The 17,878-nt window shown below is 59.8% G+C and carries 21 protein-coding genes; 14 read left to right on the top strand and 7 right to left on the bottom strand.

Translation table 11 applies throughout. The annotated features are described in order from the left end of the window. Positions 1–7 precede the first annotated feature (7 nt). The 7 genes from QTL95_RS28225 to QTL95_RS28195 all read left to right on the top strand — a co-directional run bounded on the left by QTL95_RS28225 (position 8) and on the right by QTL95_RS28195 (position 6,627). A complete protein-coding gene (locus QTL95_RS28225; protein WP_289723123.1) occupies positions 8–1,597 on the top strand; it encodes a hypothetical protein in 1,590 nt (529 codons plus the stop codon). Continuing rightward, a complete protein-coding gene (locus QTL95_RS28220; RefSeq protein WP_289723122.1) occupies positions 1,597–3,750 on the top strand; it encodes a hypothetical protein in 2,154 nt (717 codons plus the stop codon). The genes QTL95_RS28225 and QTL95_RS28220 overlap by 1 nt, the downstream gene beginning before the upstream one ends. A 2-nt stretch (positions 3,751–3,752) precedes the next feature. After that, positions 3,753–4,205 carry a hypothetical protein gene (locus QTL95_RS28215; protein WP_289723121.1) on the top strand — a complete coding sequence of 151 codons (453 nt, stop codon included), beginning with the start codon at positions 3,753–3,755 and terminating at the stop codon, positions 4,203–4,205. Positions 4,206–4,215: 10 nt separating this feature from the next. Further along, positions 4,216–4,845, top strand: coding sequence for a hypothetical protein (locus QTL95_RS28210; protein ID WP_289723120.1), 630 nt, complete (start codon positions 4,216–4,218; stop codon positions 4,843–4,845). Between the two features lie 99 nt (positions 4,846–4,944). Beyond that, the gene (locus tag QTL95_RS28205; RefSeq protein ID WP_289723119.1) at positions 4,945–5,100 is read left to right on the top strand and encodes a hypothetical protein; all 156 of its coding nucleotides are present in this window, start codon (positions 4,945–4,947) and stop codon (positions 5,098–5,100) included. Positions 5,101–5,311: 211 nt separating this feature from the next. After that, positions 5,312–6,154 (top strand): DUF6731 family protein, encoded by an 843-nt coding sequence (locus tag QTL95_RS28200; RefSeq protein WP_289723118.1) that lies wholly within the window; start codon positions 5,312–5,314, stop codon positions 6,152–6,154. Beyond that, the gene (locus QTL95_RS28195; RefSeq protein ID WP_289723117.1) at positions 6,154–6,627 is read left to right on the top strand and encodes a hypothetical protein; all 474 of its coding nucleotides are present in this window, start codon (positions 6,154–6,156) and stop codon (positions 6,625–6,627) included. The genes QTL95_RS28200 and QTL95_RS28195 overlap by 1 nt, the downstream gene beginning before the upstream one ends. Before the next feature lie 24 nt (positions 6,628–6,651). On the opposite strand, the gene QTL95_RS28190 is transcribed toward QTL95_RS28195, so the two are convergent. Continuing rightward, a complete protein-coding gene (locus tag QTL95_RS28190) occupies positions 6,652–7,749 on the bottom strand; it encodes a DUF6161 domain-containing protein (protein WP_289723116.1) in 1,098 nt (365 codons plus the stop codon). Between the two features lie 144 nt (positions 7,750–7,893). On the opposite strand from QTL95_RS28190, the gene QTL95_RS28185 reads away from it, so the two are divergent. From QTL95_RS28185 to QTL95_RS28170, 4 genes are all read left to right on the top strand, one after another. Then, entirely contained in the window at positions 7,894–8,079 is a 186-nt protein-coding gene (locus tag QTL95_RS28185; protein ID WP_289723115.1) for a hypothetical protein, read from the top strand. Beyond that, positions 8,079–8,294 (top strand): hypothetical protein, encoded by a 216-nt coding sequence (locus QTL95_RS28180; protein ID WP_289723114.1) that lies wholly within the window; start codon positions 8,079–8,081, stop codon positions 8,292–8,294. Before QTL95_RS28185 ends, QTL95_RS28180 begins: the two co-directional genes overlap by 1 nt. A 405-nt stretch (positions 8,295–8,699) precedes the next feature. Then, a complete protein-coding gene (locus tag QTL95_RS28175; RefSeq protein ID WP_289723113.1) occupies positions 8,700–9,431 on the top strand; it encodes a hypothetical protein in 732 nt (243 codons plus the stop codon). 12 nt (positions 9,432–9,443) lie between these two features. Further along, positions 9,444–10,901 (top strand): KAP family P-loop NTPase fold protein, encoded by a 1,458-nt coding sequence (locus QTL95_RS28170; protein ID WP_289723112.1) that lies wholly within the window; start codon positions 9,444–9,446, stop codon positions 10,899–10,901. On the opposite strand, the gene QTL95_RS28165 is transcribed toward QTL95_RS28170, so the two are convergent. From QTL95_RS28165 to QTL95_RS28150, 4 genes are all read right to left on the bottom strand, one after another. Further along, on the bottom strand, positions 10,898–11,200 hold the full coding sequence (locus tag QTL95_RS28165) for a hypothetical protein (protein WP_289723111.1): 303 nt from the start codon (positions 11,198–11,200) through the stop codon (positions 10,898–10,900). The two genes, QTL95_RS28170 and QTL95_RS28165, sit on opposite strands and share 4 nt — an antisense overlap. A 90-nt stretch (positions 11,201–11,290) precedes the next feature. After that, positions 11,291–12,508: a tyrosine-type recombinase/integrase gene (locus tag QTL95_RS28160; protein WP_289723110.1), complete on the bottom strand. Its 1,218-nt coding sequence runs from the start codon at positions 12,506–12,508 to the stop codon at positions 11,291–11,293. A gap of 432 nt (positions 12,509–12,940) precedes the next feature. Continuing rightward, entirely contained in the window at positions 12,941–13,294 is a 354-nt protein-coding gene (locus QTL95_RS28155; RefSeq protein WP_289723109.1) for a hypothetical protein, read from the bottom strand. A gap of 180 nt (positions 13,295–13,474) precedes the next feature. Beyond that, positions 13,475–13,771 carry a hypothetical protein gene (locus QTL95_RS28150; RefSeq protein ID WP_289723108.1) on the bottom strand — a complete coding sequence of 99 codons (297 nt, stop codon included), beginning with the start codon at positions 13,769–13,771 and terminating at the stop codon, positions 13,475–13,477. Positions 13,772–13,954: 183 nt separating this feature from the next. On the opposite strand from QTL95_RS28150, the gene QTL95_RS28145 reads away from it, so the two are divergent. The 3 genes from QTL95_RS28145 to QTL95_RS28135 all read left to right on the top strand — a co-directional run bounded on the left by QTL95_RS28145 (position 13,955) and on the right by QTL95_RS28135 (position 16,129). Then, a complete protein-coding gene (locus QTL95_RS28145) occupies positions 13,955–14,212 on the top strand; it encodes a YMGG-like glycine zipper-containing protein (protein ID WP_289723107.1) in 258 nt (85 codons plus the stop codon). 164 nt (positions 14,213–14,376) lie between these two features. Continuing rightward, complete coding sequence (locus QTL95_RS28140) at positions 14,377–15,126, top strand: cytochrome c biogenesis CcdA family protein (protein WP_289723106.1); 750 nt, start codon at positions 14,377–14,379, stop codon at positions 15,124–15,126. Between the two features lie 52 nt (positions 15,127–15,178). Continuing rightward, on the top strand, positions 15,179–16,129 hold the full coding sequence (locus QTL95_RS28135; RefSeq protein WP_289723105.1) for an AEC family transporter: 951 nt from the start codon (positions 15,179–15,181) through the stop codon (positions 16,127–16,129). Here QTL95_RS28135 and QTL95_RS28130 read toward each other — a convergent pair. Together QTL95_RS28130 and QTL95_RS28125 are read right to left on the bottom strand one after the other, a co-directional pair. Next, the gene (locus QTL95_RS28130; protein ID WP_289723104.1) at positions 16,109–17,320 is read right to left on the bottom strand and encodes a UbiH/UbiF family hydroxylase; all 1,212 of its coding nucleotides are present in this window, start codon (positions 17,318–17,320) and stop codon (positions 16,109–16,111) included. The genes QTL95_RS28135 and QTL95_RS28130 overlap by 21 nt on opposite strands. A 36-nt stretch (positions 17,321–17,356) precedes the next feature. Continuing rightward, entirely contained in the window at positions 17,357–17,869 is a 513-nt protein-coding gene (locus QTL95_RS28125; RefSeq protein WP_289723103.1) for a DUF934 domain-containing protein, read from the bottom strand. Positions 17,870–17,878: the final 9 nt, after the last annotated feature.

Here is a 17,878-nt window from a genome sequence, read left to right as displayed (position 1 = left end):
GTCTCCCATGCCTGTCGTCGGATCTCGATTTTACAATTCGCCAGAGTTGGGGCAGGCCTTCCAGTCTCTGGCGGGCTTGTTCGCGCCGCCAAGCGGGAGCGACCTGGCCGGCTATGCGACCGCGCGGGAAAAGAACATGGTCTCGGACGCCTACCAGCGCGCCGGTTCGGTACTCAACGATCCCAACTCGACAGATGCGCAAAAGGATGCTGCCGGCGTTCTGGCAAAGCTCTTCGGCCCAGGTCAGGGCTACCGAGCCTTGACCATGGACGACGCAACCAAGCGTTACGGCTACGATCAGCAACTCGCGGGCACGCAATACTCGGCAGATACGAAAGCGCAGACGGACATGGACGTCGCGCGGCTCAACGATACGACGCTCCGACGTGGGCAGGATCTCGTCGCCGACACGTCACGGGCCAACAACACGGCGAATGCGACGAAAGATGTTACAGTTTCGCTGCTGGCGCCGGTGACGGACGGATCGACGCGTTTCGTTCCACCGGCGATCGCGGACATGTACGGCCTGCCCGCAACGCAGACGGGCGTGCTCAGCGCGCAACCCGACGAAACGATTGTCGCTCCTGATGGACGCACCGTTTACGGCAAGACTAAACCCTTGGGCGAAACCGAATGGAAGGCAGCGCAAGGAGAGCGGCTGCATCAGTCTGGGGCACTCACGGACGAGATGCTGTTGAACACAATCCTTGGAGACAAGGCACCCGTTCAGGCTATCGGCGCCGACGGTAAGCCACAGTACATGTCGCCCGGCGCAGCCATCCGCTCGGGCGCCGAACCCTACAACCCGTCGGCGGATAAGTCCTTGATCGAAGGGACGGCCGTGGTCGGGAACAAGAGCGTCCAGGTATTCCGCAAGCCGAGCGAGAGCACTTATGTCACGGCAGACGGTCAGCCCCTGCCCGCCGATGTCCAGGTGTTCGATAAGGCCAAGCCGACAGGCACCAATGAGCAGCTTGGCATGAAGCCGACGGAATTCACTACCAAGAACGGGATGTTCTACAACCGCGCCGCATCAGCGGCGGCGAACCTCGACGACCTGCAAGGCAAAAAAGGCTATGTGCCCGCGGCGCGCGACTTTGAACTGATGCTCGGGCGAACGGGAGATGTATTGCCCCTCTCGCTAAGCAATAATCTCGTCTCTCCTGAGGGCCGACAGTTCTATAATTCCGCAATGAACTTCATGCTATCAGTGCTGCGCCCCGATACGGGCGCGGCATTCGGTCGAGAAGAATTTCAGAACTACGCCCGCGTCTTCATCCCCCTGCCCGGCGATGACCCGGAAACACTGCAGAACAAGAAGGTCGCGCGGGACACCGCGTTGACGGCCCTGGCGGGCTCGTCGGCTGGCGCAGCCGATCAGATCACGCGGATCATGCAGGCCAACGGTGTCCCTGTCCCTCCCGAAATGTTGGCCCGAATGCAGACTGCGCAGCAAACCGCCGCGGCAGCCGTGACGACAACAGCGGCGTCTGAAGATCCGTTGACGGCCGCCCGCGCGGCGATTGCCAAAGGCGCCCCGCGCGACAAAGTAATCGAGCGACTTCGCCAGCACGGCATCAATTCGGAGGGCCTTTGATGGCTGGCATTTTTGATGACCTCGTCCCTTCGGTTTCTTCCCTGACGTTCGATGATCTGATCACCGACGCTCGGCCGAAGCCGGCACAGCCGAGCATCGCGCGCGATATCGCGTCTAGCGTGCCCGCCGGCATTGCGCGCGGCGCCGCGGAGACGGTGATGCTGCCCGTTACGGTCAATCGCTTGGGCGAAGCGGCCGGCGACTATCTCGCTAACGGTGCCGACCACCTGGTGCGTGCGATATTCGGCCTCCCCGCGCGGACAGCAGAGGACGAGGCGCGCAGTCGTGAGTTCCGCGCGAGCTCGATAGGCGGAAAGGTCAATCGAGCCATCTTTGACGCGCAGGACGAGGCGCGTGGGTTCATGGATGACCATCTGTACGAACCGCGGACGATGCCAGGCAAATTCGCCGAAACCGTTGCCGAATTTGCGGTCCCCGGCGGCGGCCCCTCGCGTTCAACGCGTCTGGCTGAAGGTGTCGGCCGACGGGCTGCAAGCTACGCCGGCGACCTCGCGCGCAATGCTATAGCGCCGGGCGTCGCATCCGAAGCCGCTGGTCAGTTCACCGAAGGTACTTCACTCGAGCCGTACGCCCGCGTCGCCGGGGCTCTCGTCGGGAATGTCGGTGCTGCGGCGGCAAGCGCGGCGAGTGCGCCGGAAAGCGCTCTCGTCCGGGCCTTGGGCGATCCGGATGCGATCGATTGGGATCGTGCCGCTCGTTTGCAAGACAATGGCACTGGCGTCCGACTTACAGGCGCGGAAGCGATCGACCAGGCGCAAGGCGGCTCCACTTCGCTCCCCACGCTCCAGCGCGTCGTTGAAGGCTCCGTTGACGGCCGTTCGGCGATGGGACCATTCTTCCGAGATCGCCCGGCGCAAGTCGATAGCGCGGTCGGGAACGTGTTAGATATGATCGCGCCGCAATCGCCAAACCCGTCGGTGCTCGGTCCTCGCGCATCTGAAGCCGCGACCAATGCCATTCGGGATGTCGAGCAGGCGCGCACGGCGGCCGTCCGGCCTGCCTACACCGCAGCGAACGCCGAAACGGTGCCTGAAGATGCGGTGCAAAATATCCTCGCGAGCATCGATAGCGCTATCGCGAGCGATACGACGGGCATCATGGCGCGCCCGCTCGGCGAACTTCGCCGCCATCTCATTGCCGAGCAGGCACAGCCCGGCCAGCCTGCAACGCGCTCGCCTGTGACCGGTCCTGACGGTCAGGTCACCCGCTACACGATGACGCCGGCGGTTCCCGCTGTTCCCGAACGTGCGATCACGGATATCGGTAATCTAGATCGCGTGCGCAAATTCTTCCGAGATCGCATGGATCTGCCGCAGATTGGGCAGGACGCGATCACCAAGGAGCAGAACGCCGCGGTTACATCGATCCTTCAACAGATCGACGATGCTATGACGAACGCCAGCGACAACTTCGCGGCGGGCAAGCAGCAATATGCCGATATCACCCGCGAAACAGTCCAGCCGATTGCCGAAGGCCCGCTCGGCCGCGTTGCTGCGGCCAATACGACTGGTTCGGCCGGCGACGCCCTGATGCCGCATAACCCGATGACGGGTTCGGGCGACGAAACGCTCGACGCGGTGCGCCGCCTTGTCGCTCAAGATCCGGATACGACGACGGGCCTTGTTCGGCAGACGCTGGCCGATCGCTTCGCCCGCGCTTCGACGGAGACACAGGAAGGAAGCCGAGAGTTCGCGGGCGCCAAGTTCCGGAAGGACGTCGCCGGCAACCAGCCGCGTGACGAACTGCTCGCTGCGATTTTCCGCGGGCTGCCTGATCAGGCTGCGGGCGAAGCCATGCCCGAACTGCTCGACGTGCTCCAGGCAACCGGCCGCCGGAAGCCGATCGGTAGCGCGACAGAATTCAACCGGGCGGCCAATGCCGATCTTGCACAGGGCTCTTTGTCGCAGCGTGCAGCCAACGCTATCGGCTCCTTGGGCGCCAGCTTCGTCACCAACGCCGGCGATGCGCTGAAGCGGGCGGCGTTGGGGCGGAACGTTGTGACCTTGGCGAACCTGTTCACCGATCCGCGATCCGTCCAGTTGATCCGTGAGGCGGCGGCACGCGGGGCACCAAACCGCTTGCCTGCCGCCGCGGGTCGAGCCGCCGTTCAGTCGACGATAGAGGGGCAGTAATTATGGCGAACGACCACATGGAAATTATACAGCGACTGGCGATGGCCGAAGACTTCTTGTTGCGAGCAGCTGCCGGGCAAGATCCAATCACCTTCGTAAATTGGGCGCTGACCGCAATCGGTGATCTCGCGATATCCATAGACCTTGTCGCGGAATTTCCCAATCAAGCGGCATCACTGAAGCCGCTTGTTGAGGAATGCGCAGAACCTCTTTCAATTGCCGTCGATGGGAAAGTCGATCGCAGCGAGGTGCGGTTCGCGATGGGCGCGGCGGCGAACCTTTTGGGAGGCGGTAGCGCGACGTCCCGCAGGGAATGGCTGATCTACTCCGGTCTCTTGAAGCTCGAGCTCACGCGTTTGGTGTTGGTCGAACAGCTTTCGGGTATCGTCGGCGCGCCTTTCCTGCCGGACCTCACCCGCGTGAAGTCATTGCCGCACGCAATTGCGTTGAATTAGGAGCATCACCATGGGCAAAAAGGGTGGCAGCAACGAAGCTGCGCAGGCAAGGGCCGACGAAGCGGCCCGTCAGGCGAAGATCCGGTCGGGAACGACCAAAGTCAATTCGATCTTCGACGGACAATTCACTCCCGATTATTTCGACAAGCAGCAGCAGAATTTCCTCGATTACGCCTCGCCGCAGCTGGAGGACCAGTTCGGCAACGCGTCGAAAGAGCTGACGTTCGCGCTGACCCGTGCCGGGCTGCTCGATAGCTCGGCCCGTGCCGAAAAAGAAGCGGATCTTCAGAAGACCTACGATCTGAACAAGCAGCAGATCGCCGACCAGGCGCTTTCCTACAAGACGCAGGCGCAGAACAACGTCGAGGACGCCCGGTCCAATCTTATTTCGACGCTGAACGCCACGGGCGACGCGGAGGGCGCCGCGAGCTCGGCCCTGACCCGCGCATCGGCGTTGTCGCAACCGGCGGCTTACAGTCCACTTGCTGATCTCTTCACTCAATTCACCGCTGGTCTCGGTACGCAGGCGGCACTGGAGAAGGCCAACGCTTACGCCGGCAGTGGCGTTGGGAACTCACAGATTGGTCGCTACGGCACAGGCCTATTTGGTACGAAGGGTGCGGTTCAGATAAAACCTTGAAGATTGGCGCGCGATTATTTCCGACTTCCCCTCAAAAGCCTCAGTTTCTGCAGCCGCGGGAGAGTGCTAAACTCTCCTCCCGGCGATGGGAGCGGGGAAATGAAACAAGTTGTCGACGATCTCGTGGCGGTGCGTGAACGGGCCGCTCTGTTGAAACATGACGTGCTGGAATACCTTATTCGCGTCGCCATCGAAGAAGCGAATGAGATAATCAAACGGGAAAGGTCGGTGCGCGCAGACGGCGCGTCGCGATGAGGTATTTCCGGACGCAAGTCTCAGGCATTCGTGAACGCGGCTCTCGCGAATGGACAGTGGACAAATATTAACACACAAAGAGCCAACGGCTGTTAAGGGTATCCCTAACCAGTTCACACTATAAACGTGTGGATTGAAGCCGCGACATTTCGATTGGGGTATTTATCAGAACGTGCTTGTGCTTTCTTGGCGCCAAGGTAAGGGGCGCATCATGGAAAAGACTTTCACGTTCAGGTTTTACAACGTCACCAGAGACAACGCTGCTAAGCCGGCAATGGTCGATATACTACGGCAAGCCGCAAAAGAACCAGATAAGCAGAAGCGCGAACAGACATTGGCTCAAGATCTGACCATACGTTTAGAAGAGCTACATGACGACGGTGCAGACGCTATCGTGGGAGAGTTTGTTCGTTGCCAAGACACGAACCTTCCGAGCGAACTAGATGGCTCCGCGCGTATGCCTCTCAGCGCTAAAAAATTAGGACACAGCGTGGTTTTCAGGCTGAACCATAAGATAGGCGTTATCGGCATTCAACACGACCCTCGTGTTGTCTCGATCGGACGGATCTTGGAATATTTGCACACCTACAACGCCAACGCTTTCTACAATATCGCCCCGCGACTTGACCCGAAAGCATGGCAGAAATTCAAGAAGGGCTCGGTTCGGAAGCTGTCCGTAAGAATAGCGTCCCCAGATAGCATGCATGATCTTGGCGGAACGGATAATGCTGCGTCGACCGGCATACGGGCGCTAGCAGACGCGTACGACGCCCCAACGATAGGTATCGAGCTATCAATGGGGCACCGCAAAGGCTTTCTTGCGAATGCGGTCTCTGATTTCGCAGATAAACTGACAAGATCACTTGGCCCGACCGCGCGATTAGATAAATTGACAGCTGTCACGGTCGTTGACGACCATACGGAAGAACTCGATCTTATCGAGGAACGGCAGGTGTTGAAAGAAACTCTGCCTATAGATGATCGCGATCCGGTGAAAAACTACCAGATCAAAACGTCCTATCTTTCGAGCGAAATGAAGCGGATAATCGGATAATGGCGTTCTTAGAAAGATACGGTCCGTTCGTCGCCGCCGCGCTAACAGCGGTAGCGATTTACTATTTTCGCGATGACCTGGTGGATGCCGCAGCGCATAAGCGGATAGATTTTTCGAGCCTGTACTCCGCAGTGTTCAACTGGTCCTCGATCCAGACCGGGTTTGTGTTCGGAATTTTTGGTTATGTTGCAGGGAAGTCCGGCGGCTTTATTGAGGCTATCAGGAATACGGCCGAAATGTCTGCGTTCCTCGTTTATACGAAACGCGCTATCTATTTGGGCTTCGCGCTTACATTTTTCTGCATTTTTCTAACGGTTATGTCGTTCAATATTGGTGACGGAGCGGCCTGGAAATTTTACGTCTTTTTGTTGTTTAGCTTCGTTTCGGTTTGGGGATTTCTGGCCTTCTTGCGTGTGGCCTACATCTTTGGCGACATCCTTCGCGTTAAAGATAGAACGCGCATCCCTGGCTAGGCTCGAAACCCACCTTCACTAACGTTACCTGCGCAAAAGTTCCAACAGACCCGCGGGAGGCCCTTCGTCTTGTGGGCTGGTCGGCGCCGGTCGAAACAGAGCGTTAAGGATCAACGCGCGATCTTGTTCGCTCATTCCTACAGATTTCCTTCTCGCCAGGCCTAGAAACGTTATCGCCATAACCCGTCGGTGCTCGGCATCAGAACTTACGGCAAGGTTTTGGGCGAATACCCGACTAATGTGTTTGAGAAGCCAGCCATATGCCAAAACTGGAACCGTGAAGACGACGAGGGCGGCTATGGACAGGCTGCCTTTCGTAACGTCGATTACGTGGTCGATGTAACCGGAAAGTGCGGTCCAGTTTGCGTATATCGCAATCGCTGGGGCGAGTATCATCAGGAGGAACAAAGCAAACGCTCCGGCAGCATAGCGCCATGCTCGTTCTTCAACGCGCTTCCAATGTTTGGAGGGCCCCTGCAGCAGAAGATGCGTCTCGTACAGCGTCTCGAGGGCGGTAAGCTCCTTCTTTTTCTCCTCAGCGAAAGCGTCATAGGCTGCCTTCGCATCTTCGATCGACTTCTCGAATTCCGCCATCGCGGCTACGATGGCCTTTTCAGTCGATTTCGCCTTCGCCAGTGCGGTCTCTGCCGCGACGACGTTCATCTGGGGCGGGATATTTGGGTTGTAACGAAGCGCCGCCCGCAGTGGAGCTAGCTCTCGAGCAACCTCCGGCCTCATATGAACGACCCCTCGCGAAAAGAGGAGAACGAGCCGCTGCGCCACATCGCCCTCCCTCACCACAAGCTCGGTGATCTGTTTTGCCATATGTCCGTGGCCAAGCACCGCATCTAGTGTTTTGGCTAGATTTAAATAATCTCGAAACGGTTGGAGGTTGTTGTTAGCGAGCGCACCCTCTATCGCCGAAAGGGCATTATCGTAGTGGCGGATGATATTCGGCGAACCCCAGTTCGATTGGCCCATGACGAGATCCTCGTTGAGGTTCGGCAAGCCTCGCCAGAAGGCGCGTTCCTCAGAAATCCACTCCTTCGCCTCGTCGATTGACAAAACGCTCTTGTCTATTCCCTGGTTCGGGCAGTGCAGCAAAACCGTCTTATCAGCCATATTTTTCCCTCAACCCCAGATACTGAACTAGCGCAAGGACACGCGGGCGCGCAAGTGCCTAGACCATGCCTTACCAACCTCAAAAGGATAAGCTTGACTTTCCATCAAATGAGAACAAAATAAGAACAAACGATGGAGGTTCGCATGACACGGACGGAATGCGTAGTAGAGAATGCTCTTGCTTTTGTTGCCGCCTCTAGGCTGCAGCGCGAAAGGGATCAGGAACGCCGGCGCCAACTGTCGGAACGTGTTCAGTTGCTCACCCCTCCTAATCCGCATGTGGTCAAGATCCTTGGAGGCGAGCAGCTGTCGCTGAAACTTGACAGCTGATGTCGGCGTTCTCCTCAGAGACGCCTACGGGCGCCGCGACCGAAATTCGATGGGAAGTCGAAGCGGTTCTCGCCTGGCACGATGATGACGCTCGAGCAGCGATCGAAACCCTGTTGCTCGATTGCAAGCACCTTCGGCAGCAACTCGCCTTGACGGAGGGCGCGATGAGCCGCGGCATGACGCGCGGGTGGGTCCCTGATTTCGATCGGAAGTGAAATGCGCCATCGCCGCGGAATAGATCTGGCGCCGCCCGAAGAACAGGCGCTGGAACTACAGCGAGCGACCTTGGCTTCCCTGCCCCAATGGTTTGTCTTGATCGCGCACTGTGGCAGTTGCCAGCATACGGCAATCGTCGATCGTTGGGCGCTAGCCCGGACTTTGGGTCGGAGCATTGCCTTGGCGAAGATCGGCACCCTGCTGAAATGCAGTTCATGCGAGGGAAAAGCGGGCAACCATCTTCTGCTAGGGAAGTTGCCGCGAGACTGACGGCGCCACGTAGCATGGTTGGAAGAAGAACTCTTTTCCGGTGGAGAAGTTTGGCGGCCATCGGCTGCGAGCGAAATTGCGGTCGACACGTCTTCTAGTTGATTTCATATTTGGCTCATGGGTCGGGGGACATCATGAAATCGAACTATGCGATCGGAATACTTCTGCCGTTCTTGCTAGCGGGTTGTGGGACAATCACGCTGCCGGCGGCGGTGAAAATGACCAATGGCGAGGCCATGATTGGCACCACGACCGCAGCAATCAGCGGCGGCAGGTTCGAAGTTGCATCGCCAGCGGGTGATGTTTCCTGCAGCGGAAACTATGACGCGCTGGACACGCGGCCTGTCATAACTGCGCCGGTGCGTTGCTCCGACGGGCGATATGGGACGATTGAAGTGCTACGCGCTCCCGACGGCATGTCGGGCTCCGGGCATGTCAGGCTTGCCAACGGGACGGCTGGAAACGTGGCATTCGGGCGCGCGGCCGCAACGGTGATCTCCGCAACGAGCTCTTATCCGGCCGCACCCGCACCCGCGCTAGCGTCGGCGCCGATCGATAATGCGCCCTCGCCGCTTGCTGCTCTAGCAACGAACAACAGCAGCGCGGCCCCCACATCGGCCTCTCATGGCGTTGGAACCAGCGTCCCGTCATCGGGCCGCGTCTACACTGGCAACTGCCCGACGCCCGAAAGCCTGGATGCCGCCGGCCGGCGTTGCGGCCTACGCAGCGCAGCGTCGCGGCCCGGCGGCTATGACGGCTATGGATCTTGGGCCACACCAGCCAGAAGCTACGGAGGAAGCGTCTATGTCCGCGGCTACTATCGGAAAAACGGAACATACGTGCGCGGCTACACCAGGCGGCGCTAACAGGAGTGGAAATTGACGATCGACGAAATTTGGGCCGACGATAGACTTGATCGTCGACAAGACGCTGAGTTTCTTTACAGGTTCCTCACCGGCCAGGTCGAGAAGCGCAAGAAGCTCGGCAAACCGGCGACTTATGTGCTCAACGTCGATGCCGGCTGGGGCGGTGGAAAGTCTTTCTTTCTCGAGCGCTTCGAACGTCAGTTGGCATTGGACAATCATGTCGTCGCATCGATCAACGCCTGGCGCGATGATCACGCGGATGATCCCTATATCGCGATCATGGCCGCGATCGACAAAGCTTTTGCTCCGTACGTCAAGAAGGAGCCCAAGCTACAGAAGGCGTGGAGCGCGGTGAAGGCCAATGGTGGCCGATTGGCCGTCAAAGCAGCTGGAGGCGCGCTGAAGGTCCTAGCAAAGCGTCATCTCGACATATCGCCCGATGATGTTTTCGAAGCCGGCGATGACGCCAGCTTGCTGGAGGAAACAGCCGAGATCGTGGTCGAACAGGCGCTCGACGCTGGCAACAAAGAGATCGAAAAGATCTTCGACGGCGCCTTGGAAAAGCTGATCAACCAGTTCCAGAAAACCGAGCAAGCGATGAGGAGCTTCCGAGACAGGCTGGCGGCCGCGATAAAAGCCGTTCCGACCACCGGCAAAGGTGGACCACTGTTCGTTCTGGTCGACGAACTGGACCGGTGCCGGCCGACCTATGCGATACAGCTGCTCGAGCGCATGAAACACCTGTTCGAGGTCGAGGGGGTAGTTTTCGTGTTCGCGACGAATGCCTCGCAGCTACAGCATAGCGTCGCCGGGGCGTATGGTCCGGCATTCGACGGATATATGTATCTCAAGAGGTTTTTTGACAGCACGTATGCGTTTGGCTCGCCCCACGCGAAAGCTTTTGTCTCAGATCTGTGTGCGAACCTGGACAGTTCGAAGATCCACGTTCCGCAAAACGATCTAGTGCAGTTCGTTGACGCTGGCCGAGTTCGCTTCGATATCGATCTTCGCTCTCTTCAGCAGATATTAGACTTGATTGATGCTGTCATCTCGGCGTGGTCGCACCGCGCGCGCATCGAAATCGTACTGTTGTTTCCGCTTTGCGTTGCTTTTCATCGTACGGGTCGGGCGAACTGGGATGAAATAGACACCCAAGTCCTCGATGGGTGGATCTTGGGACCTCCACCCACAGAGGACCGTTTCCGGGGGCGTTCAGATAGAACGATCAATGTTTTGCAGGCGTTCCACGGCGCGCGCCGGGTGATTGGCAGTATGCAAGCAATTCTCGACCTATCTCAGATCGAGAACGCTGATCCCACTGCTCGATATGTTAACGAGGGGTTCGAAGCGGAGTGGGTCAACCAAGCGATAGATCGAAACAAGCCGAGCATTCAACACGGGCTTTTGCAATTGGTGATGAACGCTGGCCGTCTGGAACGTCAAGGAAGCTCACCGACGAGCGCCGCCTAGACAGGCAGCCCGCCGCACGGCCCGGTTCGCTCGGTGCCTCTGATAAGCCAGTGATCCGCCGTAGCTATCTTGGCTTCGTTGACGGCCCTGATAAGCAGCTGGCACTGAGATGAGCGGGTTATCGCCGGCGTGACGTTTGTCGCAGGAAGCGTCACATAAACGGGAGGCATGCGGAAAACGAACACGCGGCCCTCGCTAACGGGATAGGCGTCGACTGGAAGCATTCCGGTGCGTGCCTGAAACTCCGCGATCGACAGGCCGTTGTAGCGCTCAAGCCGGGCGCTCAGATCGGCGTTCACTGCTTCCTGGTGCTGCTCCTGAGTTTGGCAACTCGCCAGGAGAACGCAAATCGCTGCGATACTGAACAATCGATATTTGCGCATCTCCGATCAGGCCTTTCGCAGTTGGAGAACGTTTGTCGGCTTGGGCTCGCAGTAGTTTGACCAAGCGGTCATCAGCTTCCGGCGCTTCTCCAACGCGTCGCTGCGCCGATAGGCGCGTTCTGTCTCATCGCCCACGATATGCGCTAGCGCGGCCTCCGCAATTTCTCGCGGGAACGTACTTTCCTCCCCGCACCAATCACGAAACGACGATCGAAAGCCATGGACGGTAAAATCCGCTTTCATCCGACGAAGCTGCATATCCATCGCCATGGTGGAAAGCGGTTTCACGAGACCCGGCGCATTCCTGCTCTTTCGGCCTGGAAAAATCGGCCGATCGCTTTCCGTCCCGAACACCGCCATCTCCGTTAGCAGCGCAACGACACGCGGGACGAGCGGAACCCTATGTTCACGATAGCCCTTCATTCGCTCCGCCGGCACAGTCCAGACGTTTTTCTCAAGGTCGATTTCCGCCCATGTTGCACCGAAGGTTTCCCCGGAGCGCGCCGCGGTGAGGATGGTGAATTCCAGCGCCCTGGCGGCAACAGCTTCGCGCTTGCGTAAACTTGCGATGAACGCTGGCACATCGACATAGGGCATTGCCGCATGGTGACCGCGCGCGAGCTTCTTTCGCTTCGGCAGGAGGTTTGCCAGATGCCCGCGCCATAACGCCGGGTTCTCACCAGACCGCAAGCCCCGCGCCTTCGCGGCGTCAAGCACGCGCTCAACCCGGCCGCGGAGACGCGACGCTGTCTCCGCCTTCGTATACCAAATCGGTTTCAGAATGTTTAGGACATCAACTGTCGTTATCTCATCTACCCGGATTGAGCGGAGCGGCTTCGCGTAGACCCGTAGTGTCATTTCCCATTGCGCGGCGTGTTTCGCATTCCTGAACTGTGGCCGCATTGCTGCGAGAAAATCGTCTGCGATCTCGCCGAACGTCGGCACGTTCTTCACTTCCGACTTTCGAGCAAACAGCGGGTCGATGCCTTTGCTCGATAGAGCCCGCGCTTCGGCGGCGCGCTCACGGGCATCGGCGAGCCCGACAGAGGTCAGCCCTCCAAGGCCCATCTCCCGCATGCGGTTGTCATGGCGATAGAAAAACACCCACCTCTTGGCGCCGCTCTTGTCGACCACGAGGTAGAGATTGCCTCCGTCGCTGTGCCGGCCAGGCTTGGTGACGGTCGATACAAATCGAGAACTCAGCTTGTTCAGCTTGATTGCCATGCCCTAACCTTTACCCTAGCGAACTGCGCTGATTGTATAGCTAGGGAATGTAAGGCGAAATACGGGTAATGAAAATAAGTTATTGAATACCTTGTATTTTATTTGCCTGCATTGTTCTCTATTGTGCAACAGTTTGGCGGACACCTCTTCCGCCATTTTCCAAATGTCCGGCTTGTTTTCACCCCAAGGGCGGAGACAAATGAAAAAGGCCGATACCTCCCTTGGCGCCGACCTTCCACAGTCTGTCTCAACAACAACTGCCAGTACATCCGTGGACAGCAATCAGAAACACGACAACATCGAGATTAGCTTAAGCAACGGACATATCAAGTACTGCTTAATCGGTAGAGGGCGGCTCGTTCGCCAGGGCCGATAGAGATCGGCGCTCAAGGCCCGCAAAAATGCCGGAGCTTGCGGCTCCGGCAACATCACTCAGCGGCAGACCCGCATGCTTTCCATGTGCCATCCGCCGTCATAGGCATTCGGAACCTGGCGGTCCTCGAACCAGCAACGTGGCGGCGGGGGTGGTGGTGGCGGGTCGATGTAGCGGGGGCCGGTGTTGTTGGCGATGGCGCCGCCGATCAGGCCGCCGATGACGCCGGCGGCAAGACCGCCGACAACCGCGTCGCGACTGCTGTGGTCGTGATGCCGGCGCGGCGGTGGCGGTGGCGGCTCGTAGCCGTAATGCGGCCGACGCCATTCCTGCGCTGCGGCAGGTGCAACCGCGGCAAACGTGCTGCTGACTGCGACGGCGGCGACGAGCGCGGTCATAACAATCTTCTTCATGATGTCTCCAGCTGAGAACAAAGATTCGGAGGTTTCCCAACCCTTGAAGCGAGATATGACACCGACGTGATTAATGCCTGATGAACGATTTAAGGCGTGTTTGTGGCGGCGAATCACAAGTCGGTTTGGCGTCCGCCATTGCTTCGCGCGGCGCGTGCCTGACAGGCCCAACGCTGCCCGCTATGGGTTGTTGTAGAAGGAACCGGGATCATAGGCGCAGGCATAGTCCAGCGTGCATTGCCTGCCTGTCGCATCGCGGAAGCTGACCGTCGTGCGCTTGCTCCCCAGCGCGCATTTGGCCGGCGGATAACGGAAATTGTGGCCGCCGAAACCAACGCGCACGAACACCGTCTTGTTCTGGCGGATAACCTGCGCGATCTGGCCGCAACTTTGCGCGCGGGCATCTATCTTGAGCGTCTGGGCCGCAAGAGCAACCTGCGGCAGCAACAACGCGGCAGCGAACAACAACGATCTCATGACAGCATCCTTTCTCGACGAGCGGTGTCTCCAGCGCGGGAGATCTCCGTCGCGGCAACGGTGTCATCCTTGCGCTCCAATCCGGCCTCTGTACAGGCCCTGCCGAATGCCACTCGACTTTCCTTCAGTGTGTTCTAATTCATGAAACGGGCTCTTGTATCGCAACCCAGGGGAGACAGCATCATGTTGAAGAAGATCGCACTTATCGGCGCCGTTGCCGGAACGCTCGCGGCATGTACCGCAACCGAGCAGGGAACCGCGATAGGCGCCGGTTCCGGAGCCGTCATCCGCGGCGTTGTCGGTGGCAGCTGGGAGGGTGCGGCCATCGGCGCGGTGGCGGGTGGGGTCGCCGGCGCACTCATCGGCCGCTCGACGGAACATCGCGGCTACTGCATCTATCGCGACCGCTACGGCCGTACCTACGAAGCGCGCTGCCGCTGACCGAAACCGCCGCGCGCGCATGACTGCCCGGCCTCGCGCCGGGCTTTGCATCTAGAGCACCTGCGATCTCGTGGGTTGAGACGCGATGCGCGAAAAGGTGATTGGCGATCGGCTATCTCTCGCGCTAGGACTGCGCGACCCATTGCCCGCGACCGGAGAAACGAGTGTCGATCGCAGATATTTCCTTGCTGAGCGCGCTCTTCGCGGGCGCGCTGTCGTTCCTGTCGCCTTGCGTGCTGCCGCTGGTTCCGCCTTATCTCTGTTACATGGCCGGTATTTCCGTCGAGCAGTTCCGGGGCGGCGGCGCGGTGACGGTCGCGCCTGAAGTTCGGCGCGGCGTGCTGTTCTCGGCGCTTTTCTTTACGCTCGGCTTTGCAACCGTTTTCGTGGCGCTGGGTGCGGGCGCGTCGAGCATCGGCATGGCGCTGCGCCAGCATCTCGATCTTCTCTCCAAGATAGGCGGTCTCATTATCATCGTCATGGGCCTGAACTTTCTCGGGCTGTTCCGGATTGGGATGCTCGCGCGCGAGGCCCGTTTCCAGGGCGGCGGCAAGCCCGCGACGCTCACGGGCGCCTATGTCATGGGGCTTGCCTTTGCCTTCGGCTGGACGCCGTGCATCGGCCCGGTGCTCGGTGCTATCCTCGGCGTTGCGGCCTCCCGTGAAACGGTCGGCTCGGGTGCCGGACTGCTCGCCGTCTACTCCCTCGGCCTTGCCATTCCCTTCTGGATCGCCGCTGGCTTTTCCGGCGCCTTCATGGGTTTCCTCACGCGCTTCCGCCGGCATCTGGGCATGGTCGAGAAGATCATGGGCGTCTTCCTCGTGCTGACCGGGCTCGCCTTCATCTTCGGTTTTGTCAGTGATGCCGCGATCTGGTTCCAGCAGACCTTTCCAATACTGATGAAAATCGGCTAAGCCTGAGATCTCCCGCCGACCGCTCCCGCTTTCGCATGCATTGGAATGACCCTTGGCCGATATCGTGAGCCTTCTCCTGCCGTTCTTCGGCCTGATCATCATCGGCTTCATCGCAGCAAAGGTGACCAAGCAGCCGGCAGAGGAGATGGGATGGCTCAACACCTTCATCATCTATGCCGCCCTGCCCGCGCTCTATTTCAAGCTCGTATCGCGGACGCCTTTCGAGGATCTGACGCGGATCGATTTCATCGTCACGGATCTGGCGGCGACCTATTCGATTTTCCTGGCGATGTTCCTGATCGGCCGCTTCCTGCGGCGCAACTCCTTCGCCGACAGCACGATCCAGGCCTTCGCCGGTTCATACGGCAACATCGGATATATGGGTCCGGGGCTTGCGTTAATTGCGCTGGGTGAAAAGGCCGCTGTGCCCGTGGCGCTGATCGTCTGCATCGAGAACGCGTTTCACTTCATCGTGGCGCCGGCGATGATGGCGGCGTCGGGCGACGACAAGCGCTCACCTGCACGGCTTGCCTTCGATATCATCAGCAAGGTGGCGCTGCATCCGTTCATTCTCTCGACCGCGCTGGGCTTTGTCGCGGCTGGGTTCGAGGTGCCGCAGCCGCTGGCGTTCCAGCGCTTCGTGGATTATCTGGCACAGGCGGCGGCGCCCTGCGCGCTGTTTGCGATGGGTGTGACGCTGGCGCTGAGGCCAATCCGCCGTATCCCGGTGGAGATCGGTTATATCGTGCCGGCCAAGCTGATCATCCACCCTCTCGTCGTCTATCTCGCGCTGACAGCCGTGGGCGGCTTCGATCCGGTGTGGATCTACGCGGCCGTGCTGCTTGCCACGCTGCCGACGGCGACCAACGTCTTCGTCATCGGCCAGCACTACGGAGTCTGGCAGGAGCGCGCGTCCGCCACGATCCTCGTCACGACGGTGCTTTCTGTCGTGACGGTCTCAATGTTCCTGGTGGCGATGAAATCAGGCCTTCTTCCGACGTAGGCCGTCGCGGATTGCAGCCGGTATGTCACGAAGGCCGCGTCCGGGCTCGATGCCTTCGCGTATCACCAGGCTGCGGAGCGGCGGGATGGCCGAGAGGATGTGAAGGCCGGCGGCGCGCAGAACCTGCATCGGCAGGAAATCCGAAAGCAGCGAACGGTTGAGCACGTCCACGCTCGCCGTTCGCGTCATGATATCGGCACGGCGCTTGCGATCGAACTGGTTGCCGGCATCCGACGGCAGCGGCAATTCCGGACGGCCGCAGAGAATGTCGTAAAGTGCCATGACATCGCGCAGGCTGAGGTTCAGCCCCTGCGCGCCGATCGGCGGGAAGACGTGGGCCGCCTCGCCGATGAGCGCGGCCCTACCCATGCCGGAGCGATGCGCCATCATGCCCGACAGCGACCAGACCTGAAGCCCCTCCTCGACGGTGACCTTGCCGAGCAGTGACTGCATGCGCTCCTCGACGACGTCGCTGAGCTCGGCGAGAGAGAGTTCCCGGCGGGCCTCGGCATCCGCGGGGTTCTGCACCCAGACGAGACTTGAGCGATTGCCCGGCAGCGGCACCTGCGTGAAGGGGCCGCTCTCGGTGTGGAACTCGGTCGAGATGTTTTCGTGCGGCAGCGAATGGGCGAAGTTCAGCACCATGGCCGACTGCGGATAGGACCATTGTTTGACATCGACGCCGATGGTCTCGCGCAGCTTCGACTTGCGGCCGTCGGCGCCGATCACGAATTCCGATGTCAGCATGTCGTTATCGGACAACGTGATCGCGACGATGTCGGCGCTCACCTCGACGGCGGCTGCGAAGGCGTTGAAACGGGTAATGTTGCCCTCGGCCTCGGCGGCAGCGTCGAGCACATCCATCAGGGCCTTGTTGGGGAAGTTGTAGCCGAAGGCCTCGAGGCCGACTTCGGCGGCACGGAAGGTGGTGGTCGGCGCGCGCAGCAGACGGCTGGTGCCGTCGATTATACGCATGGTCGCGAGCGGCGCGGCGGAGGGTTTCAGCTTTTCCCACAGCGTCAGCCGGTCGAGGAAGCGAATCGACTGATCCATCAGCGCGGTCGTGCGCCGGTCTTCGCCCTCAGCCTTCGGGGCGATGAGGGCCACGTTGCGGCCACCACGCGCGAGAGCGATTGCGGCCACCATGCCGGCCAGACCGCCACCGATCACCGCGATTTCGAAAGTCTTCATTGCACCGTTCCGTCAAATCTGAACGGCGAGCCGGCGTTACGCCGCCGGCTTCGCCTGACGGCGCCAACTATAGCCCTTGCCCGGCTCCGCGTCACGCGCAGTCGGCTGATAATAATGCGGAATCTCCGGCAGGCGCTTCTCGGTGAGACGCTTTATCGCAGTCTCGTTGGTCACCGCGAAGCTGTCGATGCCACAGCGCAGCATGTGCGGCACCTGATCGATCAGCACGTCGCCGACGGCACGCAGCTCGTTCGTATAGCCCAGGCGCTCGCGCAGAAGCGAGGCATGGCTGAAGGCACGACCGTCGTTGAAGGCCGGGAAGGCAACCGCCACCAGCTCCAGACGGTACAGATAGGGCTCGAGCTTACGCACGTCGTCGGCCGGCTTGATCAGCACGCCGAAACCGACCTCATTGCTTTCGTCGGCCTTGGCCACGAGCTCATCGAGGCTCAGCAGGGGCTTCTGTCCCTCGCCTGCCTTGACTTCCTCGGTTTCGATTACCCACGGATCGTTTTCGACGAAGCCGGTTTCTCTCCAGATCTTGGTCATCGTCTTCTC

The sequence above is a fragment of the Rhizobium sp. S152 genome (assembly GCF_030380735.1).
Lineage (GTDB): Bacteria > Pseudomonadota > Alphaproteobacteria > Rhizobiales > Rhizobiaceae > Rhizobium.
The sequence above is the reverse complement of the archived record's forward strand: the minus strand, read 5'-3'. Positions and strand labels throughout refer to the sequence as shown.

Coding starts and splice junctions, on each gene's coding strand:
- QTL95_RS28160 (WP_289723110.1), bottom strand. CDS start 12,508: ATGGCAATCAAGCTGAACAAGCTGAGTTCTCGATTTGTATCGACCGTC.
- QTL95_RS28225 (WP_289723123.1), top strand. CDS start 8: ATGCCTGTCGTCGGATCTCGATTTTACAATTCGCCAGAGTTGGGGCAG.
- QTL95_RS28200 (WP_289723118.1), top strand. CDS start 5,312: ATGGAAAAGACTTTCACGTTCAGGTTTTACAACGTCACCAGAGACAAC.
- QTL95_RS28205 (WP_289723119.1), top strand. CDS start 4,945: ATGAAACAAGTTGTCGACGATCTCGTGGCGGTGCGTGAACGGGCCGCT.
- QTL95_RS28145 (WP_289723107.1), top strand. CDS start 13,955: ATGTTGAAGAAGATCGCACTTATCGGCGCCGTTGCCGGAACGCTCGCG.
- QTL95_RS28190 (WP_289723116.1), bottom strand. CDS start 7,749: ATGGCTGATAAGACGGTTTTGCTGCACTGCCCGAACCAGGGAATAGAC.
- QTL95_RS28155 (WP_289723109.1), bottom strand. CDS start 13,294: ATGAAGAAGATTGTTATGACCGCGCTCGTCGCCGCCGTCGCAGTCAGC.
- QTL95_RS28180 (WP_289723114.1), top strand. CDS start 8,079: ATGTCGGCGTTCTCCTCAGAGACGCCTACGGGCGCCGCGACCGAAATT.
- QTL95_RS28215 (WP_289723121.1), top strand. CDS start 3,753: ATGGCGAACGACCACATGGAAATTATACAGCGACTGGCGATGGCCGAA.
- QTL95_RS28175 (WP_289723113.1), top strand. CDS start 8,700: ATGAAATCGAACTATGCGATCGGAATACTTCTGCCGTTCTTGCTAGCG.
- QTL95_RS28220 (WP_289723122.1), top strand. CDS start 1,597: ATGGCTGGCATTTTTGATGACCTCGTCCCTTCGGTTTCTTCCCTGACG.
- QTL95_RS28195 (WP_289723117.1), top strand. CDS start 6,154: ATGGCGTTCTTAGAAAGATACGGTCCGTTCGTCGCCGCCGCGCTAACA.
- QTL95_RS28130 (WP_289723104.1), bottom strand. CDS start 17,320: ATGAAGACTTTCGAAATCGCGGTGATCGGTGGCGGTCTGGCCGGCATG.
- QTL95_RS28150 (WP_289723108.1), bottom strand. CDS start 13,771: ATGAGATCGTTGTTGTTCGCTGCCGCGTTGTTGCTGCCGCAGGTTGCT.
- QTL95_RS28185 (WP_289723115.1), top strand. CDS start 7,894: ATGACACGGACGGAATGCGTAGTAGAGAATGCTCTTGCTTTTGTTGCC.
- QTL95_RS28210 (WP_289723120.1), top strand. CDS start 4,216: ATGGGCAAAAAGGGTGGCAGCAACGAAGCTGCGCAGGCAAGGGCCGAC.
- QTL95_RS28125 (WP_289723103.1), bottom strand. CDS start 17,869: ATGACCAAGATCTGGAGAGAAACCGGCTTCGTCGAAAACGATCCGTGG.